The organism is Leisingera coralii, from assembly GCF_049056525.1.
In the GTDB taxonomy this organism is placed as follows: Bacteria; Pseudomonadota; Alphaproteobacteria; order Rhodobacterales; family Rhodobacteraceae; genus Leisingera; species Leisingera coralii.
Genome location: NZ_JBHUPT010000024.1, coordinates 33,850 through 49,075 on the forward strand (window position 1 = coordinate 33,850; position 15,226 = coordinate 49,075).

At 62.4% G+C, this 15,226-nt stretch carries 11 protein-coding genes and 1 pseudogene; 7 read left to right on the forward strand and 5 right to left on the reverse strand.

Annotated elements, in window-relative coordinates:
• Positions 1–37: 37 nt before the first annotated feature.
• Positions 38–2,632 (reverse strand): hypothetical protein, encoded by a 2,595-nt coding sequence (locus tag ACFMBG_RS10005; protein WP_421054553.1) that lies wholly within the window; start codon positions 2,630–2,632, stop codon positions 38–40.
• Between the two features lie 177 nt (positions 2,633–2,809).
• Here ACFMBG_RS10005 and ACFMBG_RS10010 point away from each other — a divergent pair, with 177 nt between their 5' ends.
• Positions 2,810–3,538, forward strand: a complete 729-nt coding sequence (locus ACFMBG_RS10010; RefSeq protein WP_421054554.1) for an SIMPL domain-containing protein — start codon at positions 2,810–2,812, stop codon at positions 3,536–3,538.
• Between the two features lie 54 nt (positions 3,539–3,592).
• Here the strand turns inward: ACFMBG_RS10010 and ACFMBG_RS10015 are convergent, their stop codons facing one another.
• Positions 3,593–4,885: an O-acetylhomoserine aminocarboxypropyltransferase/cysteine synthase family protein gene (locus tag ACFMBG_RS10015; RefSeq protein WP_421054555.1), complete on the reverse strand. Its 1,293-nt coding sequence runs from the start codon at positions 4,883–4,885 to the stop codon at positions 3,593–3,595.
• 953 nt (positions 4,886–5,838) lie between these two features.
• Here ACFMBG_RS10015 and ACFMBG_RS10020 point away from each other — a divergent pair.
• Positions 5,839–6,198, forward strand: a pseudogene (locus ACFMBG_RS10020) (DDE-type integrase/transposase/recombinase); the annotation flags it as partial.
• Positions 6,199–6,226: 28 nt separating this feature from the next.
• Here the strand turns inward: ACFMBG_RS10020 and ACFMBG_RS24175 are convergent.
• The gene (locus ACFMBG_RS24175; protein WP_476703266.1) at positions 6,227–6,385 is read right to left on the reverse strand and encodes a DUF1059 domain-containing protein; all 159 of its coding nucleotides are present in this window, start codon (positions 6,383–6,385) and stop codon (positions 6,227–6,229) included.
• 59 nt (positions 6,386–6,444) lie between these two features.
• Positions 6,445–6,852 carry a GFA family protein gene (locus tag ACFMBG_RS10030; RefSeq protein ID WP_421054556.1) on the reverse strand — a complete coding sequence of 136 codons (408 nt, stop codon included), beginning with the start codon at positions 6,850–6,852 and terminating at the stop codon, positions 6,445–6,447.
• Between the two features lie 129 nt (positions 6,853–6,981).
• Here ACFMBG_RS10030 and ACFMBG_RS10035 point away from each other — a divergent pair, with 129 nt between their 5' ends.
• From ACFMBG_RS10035 to ACFMBG_RS10050, 4 genes are all read left to right on the forward strand, one after another.
• Complete coding sequence (locus tag ACFMBG_RS10035; RefSeq protein WP_421054557.1) at positions 6,982–7,848, forward strand: LysR family transcriptional regulator; 867 nt, start codon at positions 6,982–6,984, stop codon at positions 7,846–7,848.
• Positions 7,849–8,026: 178 nt separating this feature from the next.
• A complete protein-coding gene (locus ACFMBG_RS10040; protein ID WP_421054558.1) occupies positions 8,027–11,626 on the forward strand; it encodes an adenylate/guanylate cyclase domain-containing protein in 3,600 nt (1,199 codons plus the stop codon).
• A gap of 27 nt (positions 11,627–11,653) precedes the next feature.
• On the forward strand, positions 11,654–11,911 hold the full coding sequence (locus tag ACFMBG_RS10045; protein WP_421054559.1) for a DUF4242 domain-containing protein: 258 nt from the start codon (positions 11,654–11,656) through the stop codon (positions 11,909–11,911).
• Positions 11,912–12,305: 394 nt separating this feature from the next.
• Positions 12,306–13,676 carry an FAD-binding oxidoreductase gene (locus tag ACFMBG_RS10050; RefSeq protein WP_421054560.1) on the forward strand — a complete coding sequence of 457 codons (1,371 nt, stop codon included), beginning with the start codon at positions 12,306–12,308 and terminating at the stop codon, positions 13,674–13,676.
• Positions 13,677–13,907: 231 nt separating this feature from the next.
• Here ACFMBG_RS10050 and ACFMBG_RS10055 read toward each other — a convergent pair whose 3' ends face one another.
• Positions 13,908–14,126, reverse strand: coding sequence for a tautomerase family protein (locus ACFMBG_RS10055; protein ID WP_421054561.1), 219 nt, complete (start codon positions 14,124–14,126; stop codon positions 13,908–13,910).
• A 208-nt stretch (positions 14,127–14,334) separates the two neighbouring features.
• Here ACFMBG_RS10055 and ACFMBG_RS10060 point away from each other — a divergent pair, with 208 nt between their 5' ends.
• Positions 14,335–15,210, forward strand: a complete 876-nt coding sequence (locus ACFMBG_RS10060) for a hypothetical protein (protein ID WP_421054562.1) — start codon at positions 14,335–14,337, stop codon at positions 15,208–15,210.
• Positions 15,211–15,226: the final 16 nt, after the last annotated feature.

Consider the following 15,226-nt stretch of genomic DNA (forward strand, 5'->3'; position numbering starts at 1 on the left):
AGAGGGCAGAAGGCGAGACGCTTTCCAGCCCGGGCACTTAGCCGTCCGGCATCTCCAGGGTGCGGTTGCGGCCGCCTTTCTGGTACTGCAGCTGGCCTTCACCAATCGCGATCACCCGGCCGCCGTCGATGCGGTCTCCGACCTGCACCTTCTTGTAGCGGCCCGACGGCAGCCGGACCAGCGCGCGGCGGTCGGACGCGGTGCCATAGACGCCGATCAGGTTCAGCTTGCGCAGGTTGATGGCGTTGGTGACAGTGGCGCGGCGGGCAACCGACGCGGTGGTCGGGATGCTCGGCGGGGCGGCCGCAGCAGCAGCCGGCACGGCGGCGGCGGTCTGCACCTGGTTCTGGGCGTTGCGGCGGGCGCGGTCGACCAGGTTGGCGAAATTCGCGGGCCGTTCGCGGGGCACCACCGAGGCGGCGATCGCCAGGGCGGTGGCGGGCAGCTGCTCTTCCTCTGCCGGTTTCAGGCTGGCCGGGCGCTGGCGCGGGCGCAGCGAGGCGAGCTCGGCGCGGCTGAGGCCGCCTAGCTGGGCGCGCTCGACCTGTTCCTCCAGATCCGCGGGCCGCGCCTTGGGCCGTTTGCGCGCCAGCACCTGGTTGCGGGCCACTTCCTCGGCCAGCGCTTCGGCGGCCGGGTCGCTGCGCTCCGGCGCGCGCGGCGGCACCTTCTTCGGACGGCCTAGGTAAACCGTGATGCCATCGGGGTTCAGCGTGCCGCCGGGCGTGGCCTTGACCAGGCCGCGCTCATCCAGGTCAAACGCTTCGCCTGCTGCGGCGGGAGAGGCGACGGCACCGGGTTCATCATCCCCGGCAAAGGTCTGCGGCTGCGGCAGGGCCACTGCATCCGCCGCGATATCGGGCTGGTCAATGGACGCGGTATACAGCTCGTCGAGGTGCGGCGCGGCTGGGGAAGCTCCCAGATCCGGCGCCACCGGCCAGACCCCGGTTGCAGCATAACGCGCGGCCTGCGCCAGCTCATCCAGCGGCTCGTCGTGCGAGGCCTCCGCCTCAGCCGGTGCGGTCAGCTCCTCGCCGGGCTCCAGCGCCTCCGTGTCCAGGAAGGCGGTATCGGTGCCGTCCTCCGGCAGGTCCGCGCCGTCTGCGGCGGCTTCGTCTTCGGCAGAAGGGTCTTGGACGGCGTCCTGCAAGTCCGCCAGGACGTCATCAGCAGGCGCTTCATCTGCCGCCGCGTCCTGCACGCCGGGGTCGGGCTGATCGGCCAGCACGCTCACCTGCGGGGCGATGGCGGGGGCATCTTCGCCGGTCCCGGGCTGAGGCACCACGGCGGGCGTTCCGGTCTGGCTCTCGGGGTCCTCCGCCTGGCTGCTGCCGGGGGCAGGGGAGAGGCTGCTGTCTTCTGCCGGCGTTTCCGAAAGGAAGCCGCCGCCACCGAAGACCGCCCAGACTGCGACAGTGGCCATGAACAGCAGCAGGATGGCGGTCAGGATCAGCCCGAGGTAGCGCGGTTTGCCTTTGGTGGCAGGGGCATCCGAGGCGGCCTTGGGCGGTGCGGCAGGTGCCGGGGCAGCCTCGCGCAGCGCAGCAGGCGCGGGGGGTATTTTCGGACCGGGCGCGGCGGTCTCAGCCTGCCCTGCAGGCTTGGCCGCAAGCGCAGCCCCCAGCGGTTTCGCCGCCGCCGGCGCCGGGGCCGTCTGGCGTCCGGCCGCGAGCGGCACCGGGGCTTGCTTGGCCAGCGGCGCGGGGGCCGGTGCCGGGGCAGGCGGGGCAGAGGAGTTTGCGGCAGCGGCGGCCTTGCTCCGGATGCTGGAAAACCCGTTGATGTCCTGCGCAGGCGCGTCCGCGGCCTTGGCGGGCGGCGGGGCAGGCGGCAGGCTGGCCGGTGCCTTTGCTGTCGCAGCTTTCGCCAGGGTCTGTTCCGGAGTGCCGCCTTGCGCCGCGACCGGTTCCGGCGCGGGTGTTTCGGAGGGCTGGGGGGCGTCCGCGTCAGCTTCCGGCTTGGAACTTGCTGTTTGCGGTGCGGGCCGTTGTTGCTCCGCTGGCTGCGCGGCGGGTTCCTTGGTCGGCGCCGGGGTATCATCCTCCGGCTCGGGAGTGCTGTCTTCGGTGCGTTTCGCGGCCGCCGGGTCCGGCAGCTCGGCCGGGCCCGCAACTTTGACCACGCTGCTGTCGGGCTCCACCTCGGTGCCGCGGATCGCGCGGGTGGTGCCAAAGAAGGGCTCGCCCTGGAAACCGCTGTCTTCCGGCGCCGCGACAAAGCTGACCGGGCCGAACCCATGCTCCACCGCAAAAGTCTCTGCCTCGTCCAGCGTTTCCAGCGCGACGGCGGCGATATGGGTGCGGCTGCCGTCGGCGCTGATGTCAAAGGCCAGCTCGTCCACCGCATAGGGCGTTGCCCCTTGCAGCGCGGCCCTTGCGGCGGCAATCCGGTCCTCCGGGGCCAACTCACCGGTCTCGACCGTCAGGTAGCGGATCTGGTCATTTGGCAGGATCAGCTTGCTGAACACGCCCTCCGGCGACAGCCGCAGCGCATCGGCGCGCATCTCCGCCAGCGCGGCGGGCAGATCCTCAGCGTCGAACGGGGTGCTGCCCACGCTCCGCCAGCCGTCGCCGGCGCGATAGAGAAGCGCAATACCATCAGCGGAGAGCGAAAGAGCGAAAGCCGGTTTCATGCCTTGGGTCAAACCATCCAAATCCATACTGCCCGGGGCCGCCCGACGCGCCCGGAGTTTTGCCGCGGACCTTAAAGCAGGAGATTGCCGAGTTAAAGGAAAAGACTTCTGCCGGGGCTTGCGGGCGGCAGTTTGCCGTCCCCATCTAGAAGGCATTCGAAAAAGGAGCTTTTGAGGATGAAAGCAAGGAAACTTCTGGCCGCCGCACTGATGCTGTCGATGAGCGCAGGCGCTGCTGCCGCAAGCGAGGCCGCTGCACCGCGGCAGATCACGGTCAATGGCGAAAGCACGCTGCAGATGGCGCCGGAACTGGCGGCCATCACCCTGGGCGTGACCGAGGAGGCGGAGGAAGCCGCAGCCGCCATGGCGGCAGTCTCCGAGGCGATGGGCGCGGTGATCGCGCGCCTCAAGGAGAGCGGCATTGCCGGCGCGGACATGCAAACCCGGCAGATCGCGATGCACCCGGTCTGGTCGCAGGACCGCTCCTACGACAGTGGCGGCCGACGCGAGATCACCGGCTTCCAGGCCTCGAACACGCTGATGGTGCGGGTGCGGGATCTGGACCGCTTGGGGCCGGTGCTTGATGCGGTGCTGAATGCCGGTGCCAATCGGTTCCAGGGCCTGAGCTTTGGCGTGGAGGACCCGTCAGCGGTCGCCGACCGGATCCGCGGCGAGGCGGTCAAGGATGCCATCCGCAAGGCGCAGCAGCTGGCCGAGGCAGCGGGCATGGAGCTGGGCCCGGTGCGCTCGATCACCGAGCACGGCAGCGGCGGTGGCCGTCCGATGATGGCGATGGAAATGGCCCGCAGCGACGCGATGCCGGTCGAGGCCGGGGAGCTGACTTTCACGCATAACGTCTCGGTGGTGTTCGACATGGCCGTTCCCGGCGGCGCGCAAGCCGAATAGTAAAAAGGCCGGGCAGGACGCCCGGCCTATCTTTTTTGCGGGTGAGCCCTGGGCTTAGCCGCAGGCCTTGGCCAGCGCCTGGTCCAGATCACGGATCAGGTCGTCCGCATCCTCGATGCCGATGGAAACGCGCACCACATTGGGGCTGGCACCCGCCGCTTCCTGCTGCTCCGGCGTCAGTTGCCGGTGGGTGGTGGAGGCCGAGTGGATGATCAGCGAACGGGTGTCGCCGAGGTTGGCGACGTGGCTGAAGATCTCCAGCGAGTCCACCAGCTTGATGCAGGCCTCGTAGCCGCCCTTGACCGCAAAGGTGAACAGCCCGCCGGTACCCTTGGGGTAATGCTGCTGCGCGCGCTCGTAATACGGCGACGACGGCAGGCCGGCATAGGTCACATAGTCGATCCGGTCATCGTTCTCGAGCCATTCAGCCACCTTGCGGGCGTTCTCGCAATGGCGCTGCATCCGCAGGGACAAGGTTTCAACACCCATCAGCGTGTAATGCGCTGCCTGCGGGTTCATCGTCATCCCCAGGTCGCGCAGGCCGATGGCGATGCCGTGGAAGGTATAGGCCAGCGGGCCGAAGGTCTCGTGGAACTTGAGCCCGTGATAGGCGGGCTCCGGCTCGGACAGCGAGGGGAACTTGCCGTTGCCCGACCAGTCGAACTTACCGCTGTCGATCACGCAGCCGCCGGTCACGGTGCCGTTGCCGGTCAGGTACTTGGTGGTCGAATGCACCACCAGCGTCGCGCCCTGCTCGATCGGGCGGCACAGGTAGGGGGTGGCAGAGGTATTGTCAACGATCAGCGGGATGCCGGCGCCATCGGTGATATCGGCCAGCGCCCGGATGTCGGTGACATAGCCGCCCGGGTTGGCGATGGATTCGCAGAACACCGCACGGGTGTTCTCGTCGATCGCCGCCTTCACCGCGTCCAGATCGTCGGTGTCGACGAATTTCGCCGACCAGCCGAAGCGCTTGATGGTCTGGCTGAACTGGGTGACGGTGCCGCCATACAGCCGGGTGGAGGCCACCACATTGCAGCCCGGTCCCATCAGCGGGAACAGCGCCATGATCTGCGCCGCGTGGCCGGAGGAGCAGCAGACCGCGCCAACGCCGCCCTCCAGCGTCGCCAGCCGTTCCTGCAGCACTGCAACCGTGGGGTTGGTCAGGCGCGAGTAGATGAAGCCGACTTCCTGCAGGTTGAACAGCGCCGCGGCGTGCTCGGCATCGCGGAAGACATATGCGGTGGTCTGATAGATCGGCGTCTGCCGCGCGCCGGTGGCCGGGTCCGGCTTGGCGCCGGCGTGGATCTGCAAAGTGTCAAAACCATAGGACGGGGCGTCGGTCATCAGTGGGTCTCCCTGAAAAGGTCTTCTGTTTCGCGCGCACAACAGCATGGCTGGGTGCAGAAGGCAATCGCGGCAATGCCGCAGCGGACGCGGGGCGGGCGGAGTTTTGTTCCGCTGCATGCGGCCGGCAATTGCCGCAAGGCAAGCGGGCTGTATTGCCGTCGGTCTGGGCAGTTGTGGCGGGCAGGGGCGGCCGACTCTGCTCTACTAGGGCTTTCGGGGGGCAACTGCTGGAACAGAAGACGCCATCTTTCGCAAAGGCGACTACCGGCAAGTGGGTCCACTGCCCCTGGTGCGTGTAAAAAAATCTGGAGCAAAGCCAATGCTTTAGCTGAGGTGATGGTGCCCCCACACGGACTCGAACCGCGGACCTACTGATTCATACCACTACGACTTTCGCCGCCACGCACTTGGCGCTTTGTGGTCTGGACTTTCTCTTCGCCATGGCCCTGCGGGGCTGTAGGCGGGTGCCGTCAAGTCTCTACACGTTCAATCCAGGTTGCCCCGGAAAGCTTCGCTCGGGATTGCCAGCAGCCTTACCTGCTCAGGTTTCCCCGAATTTGACACCAGTTCACCTCAACGTTTCCATTGAGGGCTGCAACAATGCCTCGGAATTGGCGCCCGAGGCGACGCTACAAATCAGTTGCTCTACCAGCTGAGCTATAGGGGCACTTTCTCTGCCTCACTGGATGCTCCGGGCGGACCTGATCGGGTTCGGATCCAAGCTTTTCGCATCGTTCAGCGTCAAAAGTTAAAACGCATCCTGGAACATCATAACCAACCGTTCCAAAGGTACGTCTCACTGGTCGCGCTCTCATTAGATTGGATCAAAGTGGTGCGCAACAAAAAAAGTTGGCCGCTGCCGGACTGATCCTATCCCCCTTCATCGGTCACCAAAGCACCATTGATTTCGGGGGGGGCCGAAAGTGACCTTTGTAAAGCCGTGCTTCACTGTGCAGCCTGCCGGGCCGGGCCGGCCCTGGCCTGCCGGTCACCGCCGCGGTGCAACTTCACCAGGCCAGCCAATCGTCTGCCACCCCAATCACGTCTGGTGCGTGGACTTCGTTCACGACGGGCTCGGCAATGGACGGAGCTGCAAGATGCTGACGGTTCTGGACGAATACACCCGCCGGGCGCTCGCAGTAGCGGTCCGCACCAGGATGGGGTCCGAAGAGGTTCTGGAGGTCCTCTGCCGCCTGTTCCAGCGCCACGGAAAGCCCGGGTTCGTCCGCAGCGGCAACGGCCCGGAGTTTGCGTCCCGGGCGGCCCGGGGCTGGCTCGAGAAGGTTGGCGTAACCCCAATCCGGATCAATCCGGGATCACCCTGGAGTGAGCTGAGAACTACACGCCGACTTCGCGGATCAGCGTATCGAGGTAGTCGCGGGTCTCTTTGTCCCAGTCATCGGGATTTTCGCCGTGGGCAATCCGGGCATGGAGGCCCATCAGCTGCCAGACTTCGCCTTTGGTTTCCGCTGTGACGCTGGCAGGACAAGCTTCCATGCCTTCGCAATCACGGCATGCATATGAATAAGCCCTCGTCATGGTTTTCCTCCTTGGAACTATTCGGGAAATCCGTCGTAGTTGCGCATGTCTTCGTTGAACTTGACCCAGTGCAGGCGTTCTTTCAGGAAGACATTCGATTCCGGCACGATGGAGTTGGGATCGTCGAGTGACGCGATTGTAATCGCCACGTCATTCCAGCCTTCCCCCCGGAATGTCAGGGGAGATCCGCAAGTGCCGCAGAAGCCCCGCAAGATACCAGGGGAGGACTCGTATTCGCTGATAGCCCCCTTGGTTACGGCGAAGTTTGCCGGGTCAGACCCGAACCAGGGAACGTAGGCGCCACCCGTTGCGCGACGGCAGTCATCGCAGTGACATACCCCGGAATATGTATGGCGCCCTGTCATCCTGTAGCGGACAGCTCCACACCGGCATCCTCCTTCGTGAAGGGGTTCATTCTCTGCCATCCTTCATTCCTCCTCTGATTTTTTCTTACATCATGACTTGGAGGCGTGCCTGCGCCATTTCATATTATTGACGCAGTGCACAGGAAATGCGACTCAGGAATTTATTCAGAACATAAGATGATCTAACATATGGACTGGCGGTCTCTCCCCTCCCTTAACGCGCTCAGGGCGTTCTCGGTGCTGGCCGAGACCGGCTCCTACACCAAGGCCGGCAAGATGTTGAACGTCACCCATGCCGCCGTCATGCAGCAGGTTAGAGCCTTGGAAGATTTCTTTGGCTCGTCCTTGGCCACTCGTTCAGGCCGTGGCATTTCCCTCACGGATGAGGGCCGGATGCTGGCGCGTGATCTCGAGGCCGGGTTCAGCCGGATCGGTCGTGGGGTCGCATCACTGTCCACCCTTCAGCAGGCCCGCCCCCTGCGTGTCACGATGTCTCCAGTCTTTGCGGTCAAGTGGCTTATGCCGCGGCTGAGTGACTTCCAGTCCCGCCATCCCGACATAACCCTGCTTCTCAATCCCAGCGGCAAGATCGTTGATCTGGACAAGGACGGGATGGATGTGGCGATCCGGTACAGCCGCACTGAGAACTTGCCGAAGAACGCCGATGTTCTCATTGTCCTCGACCTTGCGGTCGTCGGCACGCCCGGCCTTGTGGGCGAGGTCAGCGATTTGGAGCCCGCCGACCTCATGCACTTGCCGTGGCTGATGGAGCTTGGCACCAGCGAAGTGCCTGAGTGGTTTGCGCGTCACGGGGTGAAACCTGACCGTCCGCTTATGATTTCCCAGATGCCGGGAAATCTTATCATGGATACGGTCAAGAGAAGTGATGGGGTTACCTACACCGCCCGCCAATGGGTGCAGGACGAACTTCGATCCGGCGAACTGGCCGAATTGTTCCCGGAGGAAAAGGCCGGGGTGTTCTACATCCACACGCGGAAAGGAGAGCAAAGACGTTCCGTCAGGCTTTTCTCAAAATGGCTTCGAGAGCAGGTTTGACAGCCCCGGCACAAATTGACTCGGCAAAACCCGGCACCGCAAAACAATTCGCTGGTTCCTGCCCGGATGGCCTGTCGTAGCCGGAAATCTCTCAATCAAACCGGTGCAATGTTCCGGAGCAGAGCCATCTGCCTAGTGTTTCCTTGATCAGCTTCCAGTATCTCCGCATGATCCAGTCATGACAATCGAGATAGACAAATGGTTGAACAGTCTCGGGCTGGGTCAGTATGCTGATGCTTTCGCTGAAAATGATGTCGATGCGCGTGTCCTGCCGTTACTGACCAATGACGACCTCAAGGAACTCGGGGTCAGCCTTGGCCATCGCAGAATAATTCTGACAGCCGTGCAGAAGCTGGCCAGCGGACAGCCTTTCTCTCGATCAATCCAGCCAGCGGGCCAGCCGGCCGGTGAAAACGGTCAAGGGCCTGCCGCCCAGGTTCCGCAAAGCGAGGTTCCAGCGGCAAGAAAAACTGTCCCGGCGGGAATTGCTGAGCGGCGCCACTTGACAGTTTTGTTCGCTGATCTGGTTGGCTCGACAGAGCTGACCAACCGGTTTGACCCTGAAGACATGCGGGGGCTTCTGCAAGATTACCAGGATGCCGTCGCAGGCGCCGTGAGCAGGTATGGCGGATACGTTGCGAAGTACCTTGGCGATGGCCTCCTCGTATTTTTCGGCTGGCCGACCGCCTATGAGGATCACGCGATCCGGGCTGTAAAGGCCGGCCTTGAATCTATCCGCCGTGTCAAGGAGCTCAAAACCCCTGACGGCGAGCGTTTATCGGCCAGGTTGGGCATTGCGAGCGGTGACGTTGTGGTCGGTGACACGATTGGCAAAAACACCTACGAAGAGGGGGCCATGACCGGCCCGATCGTCAATCTTGCGGCACGGATCCAAGAGCACGCCAAGCCGGACATGGTTGTCTTGACAGCCGAAGAAACCGAGGCAGCTTTGCATCGGATATTTGAGTTTGCACCTCTCGGGAAAGTCAGCCTGAAAGGATTCGAAGACCCGCGAACCTTGCTTCAGGCGGTATCCGAACGCAGAGCGGAAAGCCGGTTCCGTGCGTCTCATGGAGACGGCAGCGGCAGTGCCATGATTGGCCGGGATTTCGAAAAGGGTATCCTGCTGCACGCGTGGCAAAGAGCTCAGAAAGGCCATGGGGAGGTTGTTCTGCTGGCCGGTGAGGCGGGGATCGGAAAGTCGCGGCTGACCGAAGAATTTCTCGCCGAAACAACCGCATCAGGCCAAGCCGACGTCATAAGACTGAACTGCTCCCCGTATCTTTCCAGCAGCCCGTTCCATCCGGTCACCCACAGAATTTCTCAGGACGCGGGCGTTGAGCCCGGCTTTGATGATGACCAAATCCTGGAACACGTGAGGAAGATGCTGGAAGGCCGCAAAGGGCTGGATTGGGAACAGGTTCTGCCAGTTTTTGCAGCGCTGGTTGCGCCACGAAGCGCCCTCGCCCGGAAGGTGCTCGACATGTCGCCGCAGGAGCAGCGCGACATCACGATTCAAACTTTGATCCACACTGTGCAGGTGCGGTCAAGCGTGCGCCCGGTCATTCTGTGTGTCGAGGACGCGCATTGGATCGACCCTTCCACGCAAGCGCTTTTGGACCGCTTCAAAGCTATTTGCGCCGATCTGCCCTTGATGGTTTTGATCACCCACAGACCCGGCTGGGAACTGGCACGCGACGATGGCGACGCGCATGTTCAAACTCTGCAGCTGCGCCGCTTTGATTCCACCCATGTCTCAAACCTGGTTCGCAATATCACCGGGAAGACGCCCGACGGCGGGCTGATCGCCACGATCATTGAGAAGACGGACGGTATTCCTTTGTTCGTGGAGGAGCTTACGCGGGCGATTGTTGAGGCCGGTGAGCAAGGGCAAGACCATATACCGTCTTCGTTGAAGGGGACGTTGATGGCGCGCCTTGACGCGGTTTCGGCTGACGCCAAACAGGTCGCGCTGACTGCTTCTGTCATCGGCCGTGAATTCGAGCCGAATGTACTTTGTGCGGCAATGGGCATTGCCAATGCCGACCTTCAGGCTCATTTGGAAGAGTTGTCCCGAACAGGATTGATTTTTGAAAGCGGGCACAACCGCGGGCACTTTGTCTTCCGCCATGCTCTCATTCGCGATACGGCCTACCAGTCCATGCTGGGCTCTACCCGCAGACAACAGCATGCGGATGTGGCGCGTGCCCTGATGCAATTGCGGTCTGCGGAGATTGAACGCCGGCCTGAGCTGGCCGCCCGTCATCTGTCAGAAGCTGAAGACTGGCGGGCAGCGTTCGAGAAATGGCAGTCTGCGACTGAAATGGCGCTGGCCCGATCAGCAAGCCAGGAGGCAATGGCCAACGCCGGGGAAACGCTTAAAGCCGCAGAAAAACTTGGATCCGAGACCGGCATTGAGAAGATCAAGGGCATGATCCTGGTGGGACGAAGCCACGATAGCCTGGGCCAGTTGCCAGAGGGGATCGCGATCCTGAAAGAAGCCTCCGACGCAGCCTGGGGTATCTGCAATGTGGAACTCGCTGCCGATGCAGCACATCACTTTGCGGACTCTTGCATGATGTCGGGCGAGCGGCACGGCGTGGCAATCGAGCTTTGCCGTGAAGCGCTGAAGGATCTGCCGCAAAACGACGAAGTTCGCCGGTGCAGATTGATGAGCCAGCTTGCACGCGCGCACATGTTCGTCGGCCAGTTTGCTGAAGGTTCACGGTACGGCCGGCAGGCAATGGAACTGGCCGCCAAACTGGGTGACTACAAATCTCAGTTTTCCGTCATGATGATGCATTTCGGAGCCCCATTTGTCGCCAGAAAAGAAAGCGAGGCGCGCAATTGGCGTGAAAACCTGGATGCGATGCACCGGGTCGCAGAGAAGCTTGGCAGCATTGATCAGGGACGGGACCGGACGCTCAGCTTGTTTGTCGGGGCTGAAATGGCAGACCGTCAATTGATGGATCACTCTCTCGACCTGCTGACCGAGATTTCAAAGAAAGACAACCATCTGCAGCTGTATTGGGTCCAGAAGCACGCGCGCGCCATGGTCGCGATTATGGATGGGGAATTCGAACAGGCTGAACAGCATGCCACCGAAGCGGTGAAAGTCGGCCGGAAGACCCATGGGCGGCATGTGGAAGGTGTCTTTGGCGTTCAGATGTTCACGATCCGGCGCGAGCAAAACCGCCTGCATGAGGTCGCCCCCGTGATCAAGGGGCTGATGACCGAAAGCCCCGAAGACGTGGCCTGGAAACCGGGGTTCGGCCTTATTGCTGCAGAGCTGGGATACAAGGAAGCGGCCGAGCGTATCCTGAATGAAGTCGCGGAAAACGGTTTCGATCTCCCGCCGGACGCAATGTACACAACGACATTGTCCTACCTTGCCGAAATCTGCGTCGCGGTTGAGCACCTGGAGCACGCCCGGACCCTCTACAACTTGCTTGCGCCTTACGAGGACCTGACGATTACCGCCGGAGCAACCACGGTTTGCGCAGGTGCGGCCGCACGGCGCCTTGGCAGTCTGGCAGCATTGCTGAGGGATTGGGACAAGGCCGAGAAGATGTTCCTAAAGTCCATTGATATCGATACGCGCATGAAATCACCGCCGTGGATTGCGCACAGCAAGGCCGCGTATGCATCCGCACTGAGACGCAAGGGCGGCCCAAGCAGTGCCGAGCTGGCGTTTCAACTGGAAGCGGAAGCGTTGGCAACGGCACAGAACTTGAGTATGGTTTCCCTTAGGTCAAAGCTCGAAGGATTAACCAGTTAAAGTCTAAAAAGTGCTTAGGGGGAGCTTATGCCAAGGTACATTATCGAAAGAAATTTTGCCGAACAGCTGAATGTCAGCGACGATGACAAAATTCACATAAAAGAGATAAACGATGAAATCGGTATCGAGTGGATTTTTTCATTCCTCAGCGCAGATAAGCGCAAGACATACTGCCTGTACGAAGCCCCCGACGAGGAAAGCCTGCGAAGGGCGGCGGAGCGCCTGAACATTCCTGCCGATGTGATAACCCCCGTGGACCGGATCGATCCGGGAATATTTGCCTGACGACTGCATGGCCTATTGCTAGGCCAAAAGTCCGGTGAGGCCGGCGTCACCTGTGCGGCCGGGGCCAGTATGTTTCCCCTGCGGATCTTGCCGGCCGTGATGCCACGGCACCATTCACACTCGCGCGCGTCCTTTCCCAGTGCCGGCTGCTTCGAACTCCCGCGGCCTCGGACCATCTGAAGGCACAGGCCCCAATGAAGAGCGTCAATGGCTTTCAGTGAACGGGCGTAATTCGTCATTTGCCACGCCTGTGCTATCATTCAAGCTGATCAGAGAATCTTGAGCCGACCAGTGCTTTGGCTGCCTGCCGCTCATTTTCTTAGCCTGTGATGCCGCTGGCCGCCTCCGAAACTAGCCTGCGAACCCAAAACGCAGGTCATTCAGGGAGGGAACTATGTCTGCGAAAACTCCAAGCGAACTCGGTGACCTGATCCGCGGAGACGTGATCGTCGAAAGCGACGCCGACTATGAAGAGGCGCGCAAGGTTCACAACGGTATGATCGACAAGAGGCCCGCCGTTATCGTGCGGGCGATGAATGCCGGCGACGTTATGACGACCGTCAATTTCGCCCGCGACAACGGTCACGCCCTGTCGGTTCGCGGCGGTGGCCATAGCGGACCCGGTTTCGGCACAAATGATGGCGGAGTCGTTCTGGATCTGTCGAAGATGCGCGGTGTTCGCGTCGACCCTAACGCCAGGACCGCCAGGGCTGAGGGCGGCACGACCTGGGGCGATTTCAATACGGCTACACATGCCTTCGGCCTCGCGACCACTGGCGGTGTGATCTCCACCACCGGGATCGCCGGGCTGACGCTTGGCGGTGGCATCGGCTATCTGTCGCGCGGGCACGGTCTGTCGCTCGACAACCTGATTTCAGCAGATATCGTGACCGCCGATGGCAACATGCTCATTGCGAACGAAAGCGAGAATGCCGATGTTTTCTGGGCGATCCGAGGGGGCGGCGGGAACTTCGGTGTCGTCACCTCGTTCGAGTATCAGCTTCAGCCAGTGGATACGGTTTACTGGGGCCCGATGTTCTACGAGATCCAAGAAACCGAAACGATCTTCAAATTCTACCGCGACTACATCAAGGACGCCCCCCGCGAGATGGGCGCCTTCCCGGCCTTCCAGATCGCGCCGCCGTTGCCCTTCATCCCCGAAGACCGGCACGGAGATATGTTCTGCGCTATCGTTGCCTGTTGGTCCGGGGACCCCGCCCAGGGCGAGCGGCAGTTCAAGGCTTTCCACGATGTTGCTGAGGTAAAGGCCGAGATGGTCGGACCCGTTCCTTACCCCGCCATCAACGCCGCCTTCGACGGGCTGTTCCCGCCGGGCATCCGGCAATACTGGAAGGGGAATTTCGTGAAGGAGCTGACCGACGAGGCGATTGCCGCCCACGTTCAGCACGGCCCGGATGCGCCGACAGTCAGCTCGACGATGCATCTCTATCCGATCAATGGGGCCTGCCAGGAGGTCGATGCCGGCGCTACGGCTTTCGGACACCGGGATGCGAACTTCTCGATGGTTATTCTGGCAGCGTCGGAGGATCCGGCGCACGACGCGGCACATAAGAAGTGGGTGCGCGATTACTCCGGCGCGGTGGCGCCATATTCCGAACCGGGCGGATACATCAACTTCATGGACGATGATGACGGCGGCCGTGTGCGGGAAAACTTCGGCGGCAACTACGAGCGCCTGCTGGAGATCAAGCGCCGTTACGACCCGGACAACCTGTTCCGGAACAACCAGAACATTGCGCCGTAACAGCACTGCCGCCGCAGCAGTCACGGCGTCCTATCGTCAGGGGCCGCCTTTTAAGGTTCTTGCGGCAAAAGTGTGCGGGCCAACTGAACTTTATTTTGTGTTGAACGTCAGCTTTTCACATCATGAAGTGGGAACTGAACACATGCCGCAAGTACACATCTCACGCCGAAAGGGCCGGAACCCTATGTCCGCTCAGGGCTGATTGGGTCATGGAGCCCAGAGCGGACATCCCTAACGCATAGCTTTCAACTCCAAAGCCTTTTCAGTTGTCCAAACACCTTCAGCTCCGCCCCAATGCCCGCTTCTTACCTCATGTACGCGTACAGACGTGTTGTCTTGCATCGTTTTGCCGGCAACTTTCCCGAACGCTTTGGCTGTCTCGCTGATGAGCTGTGCTTTTTCATCGTCCGAGAAGACACCTTCTAATACGTGAATGTCGATAAGAGGCATGGATTTCACTCCTTGGTTGGCATGTCAGGTATTATTACATTCAACACGCAGCTCTCCGGGGGCATAATGTGTATTCGGGAGCTGGCGGGGCGGCTGGCTGACAGCCGCCGGACGCAGGCAGGCTGCACGCCGCGGCGGGTGCCGGGTTTGACCAGGCCGCCGGGCCGGGTAACGTCTGGGCCGGGAGCCCGCAAAAACAGGTCAATTCATGCAGGTCATCATCCACTGCGGGGCGCATGCCACTGAGGAAGACCTGCTGCTGAAGGCGCTGTTGAAGAATGCCGGCGCCCTGTCGGAACGGGGCACGGCGGTGCCGGGGCCCGGCAGATACCGCAGGCTGCTGATGGAGTGCCTGGCCGCGCTGAAGACCGGCACTGCCGCCAAGGAGGCGCCCGACGTCCTGTGGGACGCCATTCTGGACGGCAGCCAGGCAAGCCGGGTGGTTCTTTCCAGCCCGCAGTTTCTCGGCGCGCCGCAGCATGTGCTGGAGGGCTCCCGCCTGTACCCGGAGGCGGAACGGCGGCTGCTGGCGCTGCAGCAGCTGTTTCCCCGGGATCAGCTCGAGGTTTTCCTGGCGCTGCGCAATCCGGCAACGTTTTTGCCGGCGCTGTCAGCCGGGGCCGGCGGTCCGGACGTGCAGGCTGCCCTGGGGACCTGCGATCCCCGGCACCTGCGCTGGTCCGGGCTGCTGGGCCGGATACGGCAGGCGGTGCCGGACGTGCCGGTCACCGTCTGGTGCTACGAGGATCTGCCGATGACCTGGGCGCAGGTGCTGCGCGCGCTGGGCGGGATGGCTGCCGCCGCGCCGGTCAAGGGTGGTCTGGATCTGCTGGCGGCGCTGATGCAGCCTGCCGGGATGGCGCGCCTGCGCGCCTACCTGGCGGCGCATCCCGGCATGGCGGAGGGGCACAGGCGCCGGATCTATGCCGCCTTCCTCGGCAAATACGCCCACCCGGACGCGCTGGAGGAGGAGCTGGACCTGCCCGGCTGGACCGTGGCGCTGGTGGAGGAATTGAGCGATCTTTACGAAGAAGACCTCGGAGCTATTCAAAAGATCCCCGGCGTCAGCCTGATTGCCCCGTAGCCCGCGGCCAGGCAGC

Coding starts and splice junctions, on each gene's coding strand:
- ACFMBG_RS10005 (WP_421054553.1), bottom strand. CDS start 2,632: ATGAAACCGGCTTTCGCTCTTTCGCTCTCCGCTGATGGTATTGCGCTT.
- ACFMBG_RS10010 (WP_421054554.1), top strand. CDS start 2,810: ATGAAAGCAAGGAAACTTCTGGCCGCCGCACTGATGCTGTCGATGAGC.
- ACFMBG_RS10015 (WP_421054555.1), bottom strand. CDS start 4,885: ATGACCGACGCCCCGTCCTATGGTTTTGACACTTTGCAGATCCACGCC.
- ACFMBG_RS24175 (WP_476703266.1), bottom strand. CDS start 6,385: ATGGAAGCTTGTCCTGCCAGCGTCACAGCGGAAACCAAAGGCGAAGTC.
- ACFMBG_RS10030 (WP_421054556.1), bottom strand. CDS start 6,852: ATGGCAGAGAATGAACCCCTTCACGAAGGAGGATGCCGGTGTGGAGCT.
- ACFMBG_RS10035 (WP_421054557.1), top strand. CDS start 6,982: ATGGACTGGCGGTCTCTCCCCTCCCTTAACGCGCTCAGGGCGTTCTCG.
- ACFMBG_RS10040 (WP_421054558.1), top strand. CDS start 8,027: ATGACAATCGAGATAGACAAATGGTTGAACAGTCTCGGGCTGGGTCAG.
- ACFMBG_RS10045 (WP_421054559.1), top strand. CDS start 11,654: ATGCCAAGGTACATTATCGAAAGAAATTTTGCCGAACAGCTGAATGTC.
- ACFMBG_RS10050 (WP_421054560.1), top strand. CDS start 12,306: ATGTCTGCGAAAACTCCAAGCGAACTCGGTGACCTGATCCGCGGAGAC.
- ACFMBG_RS10055 (WP_421054561.1), bottom strand. CDS start 14,126: ATGCCTCTTATCGACATTCACGTATTAGAAGGTGTCTTCTCGGACGAT.
- ACFMBG_RS10060 (WP_421054562.1), top strand. CDS start 14,335: ATGCAGGTCATCATCCACTGCGGGGCGCATGCCACTGAGGAAGACCTG.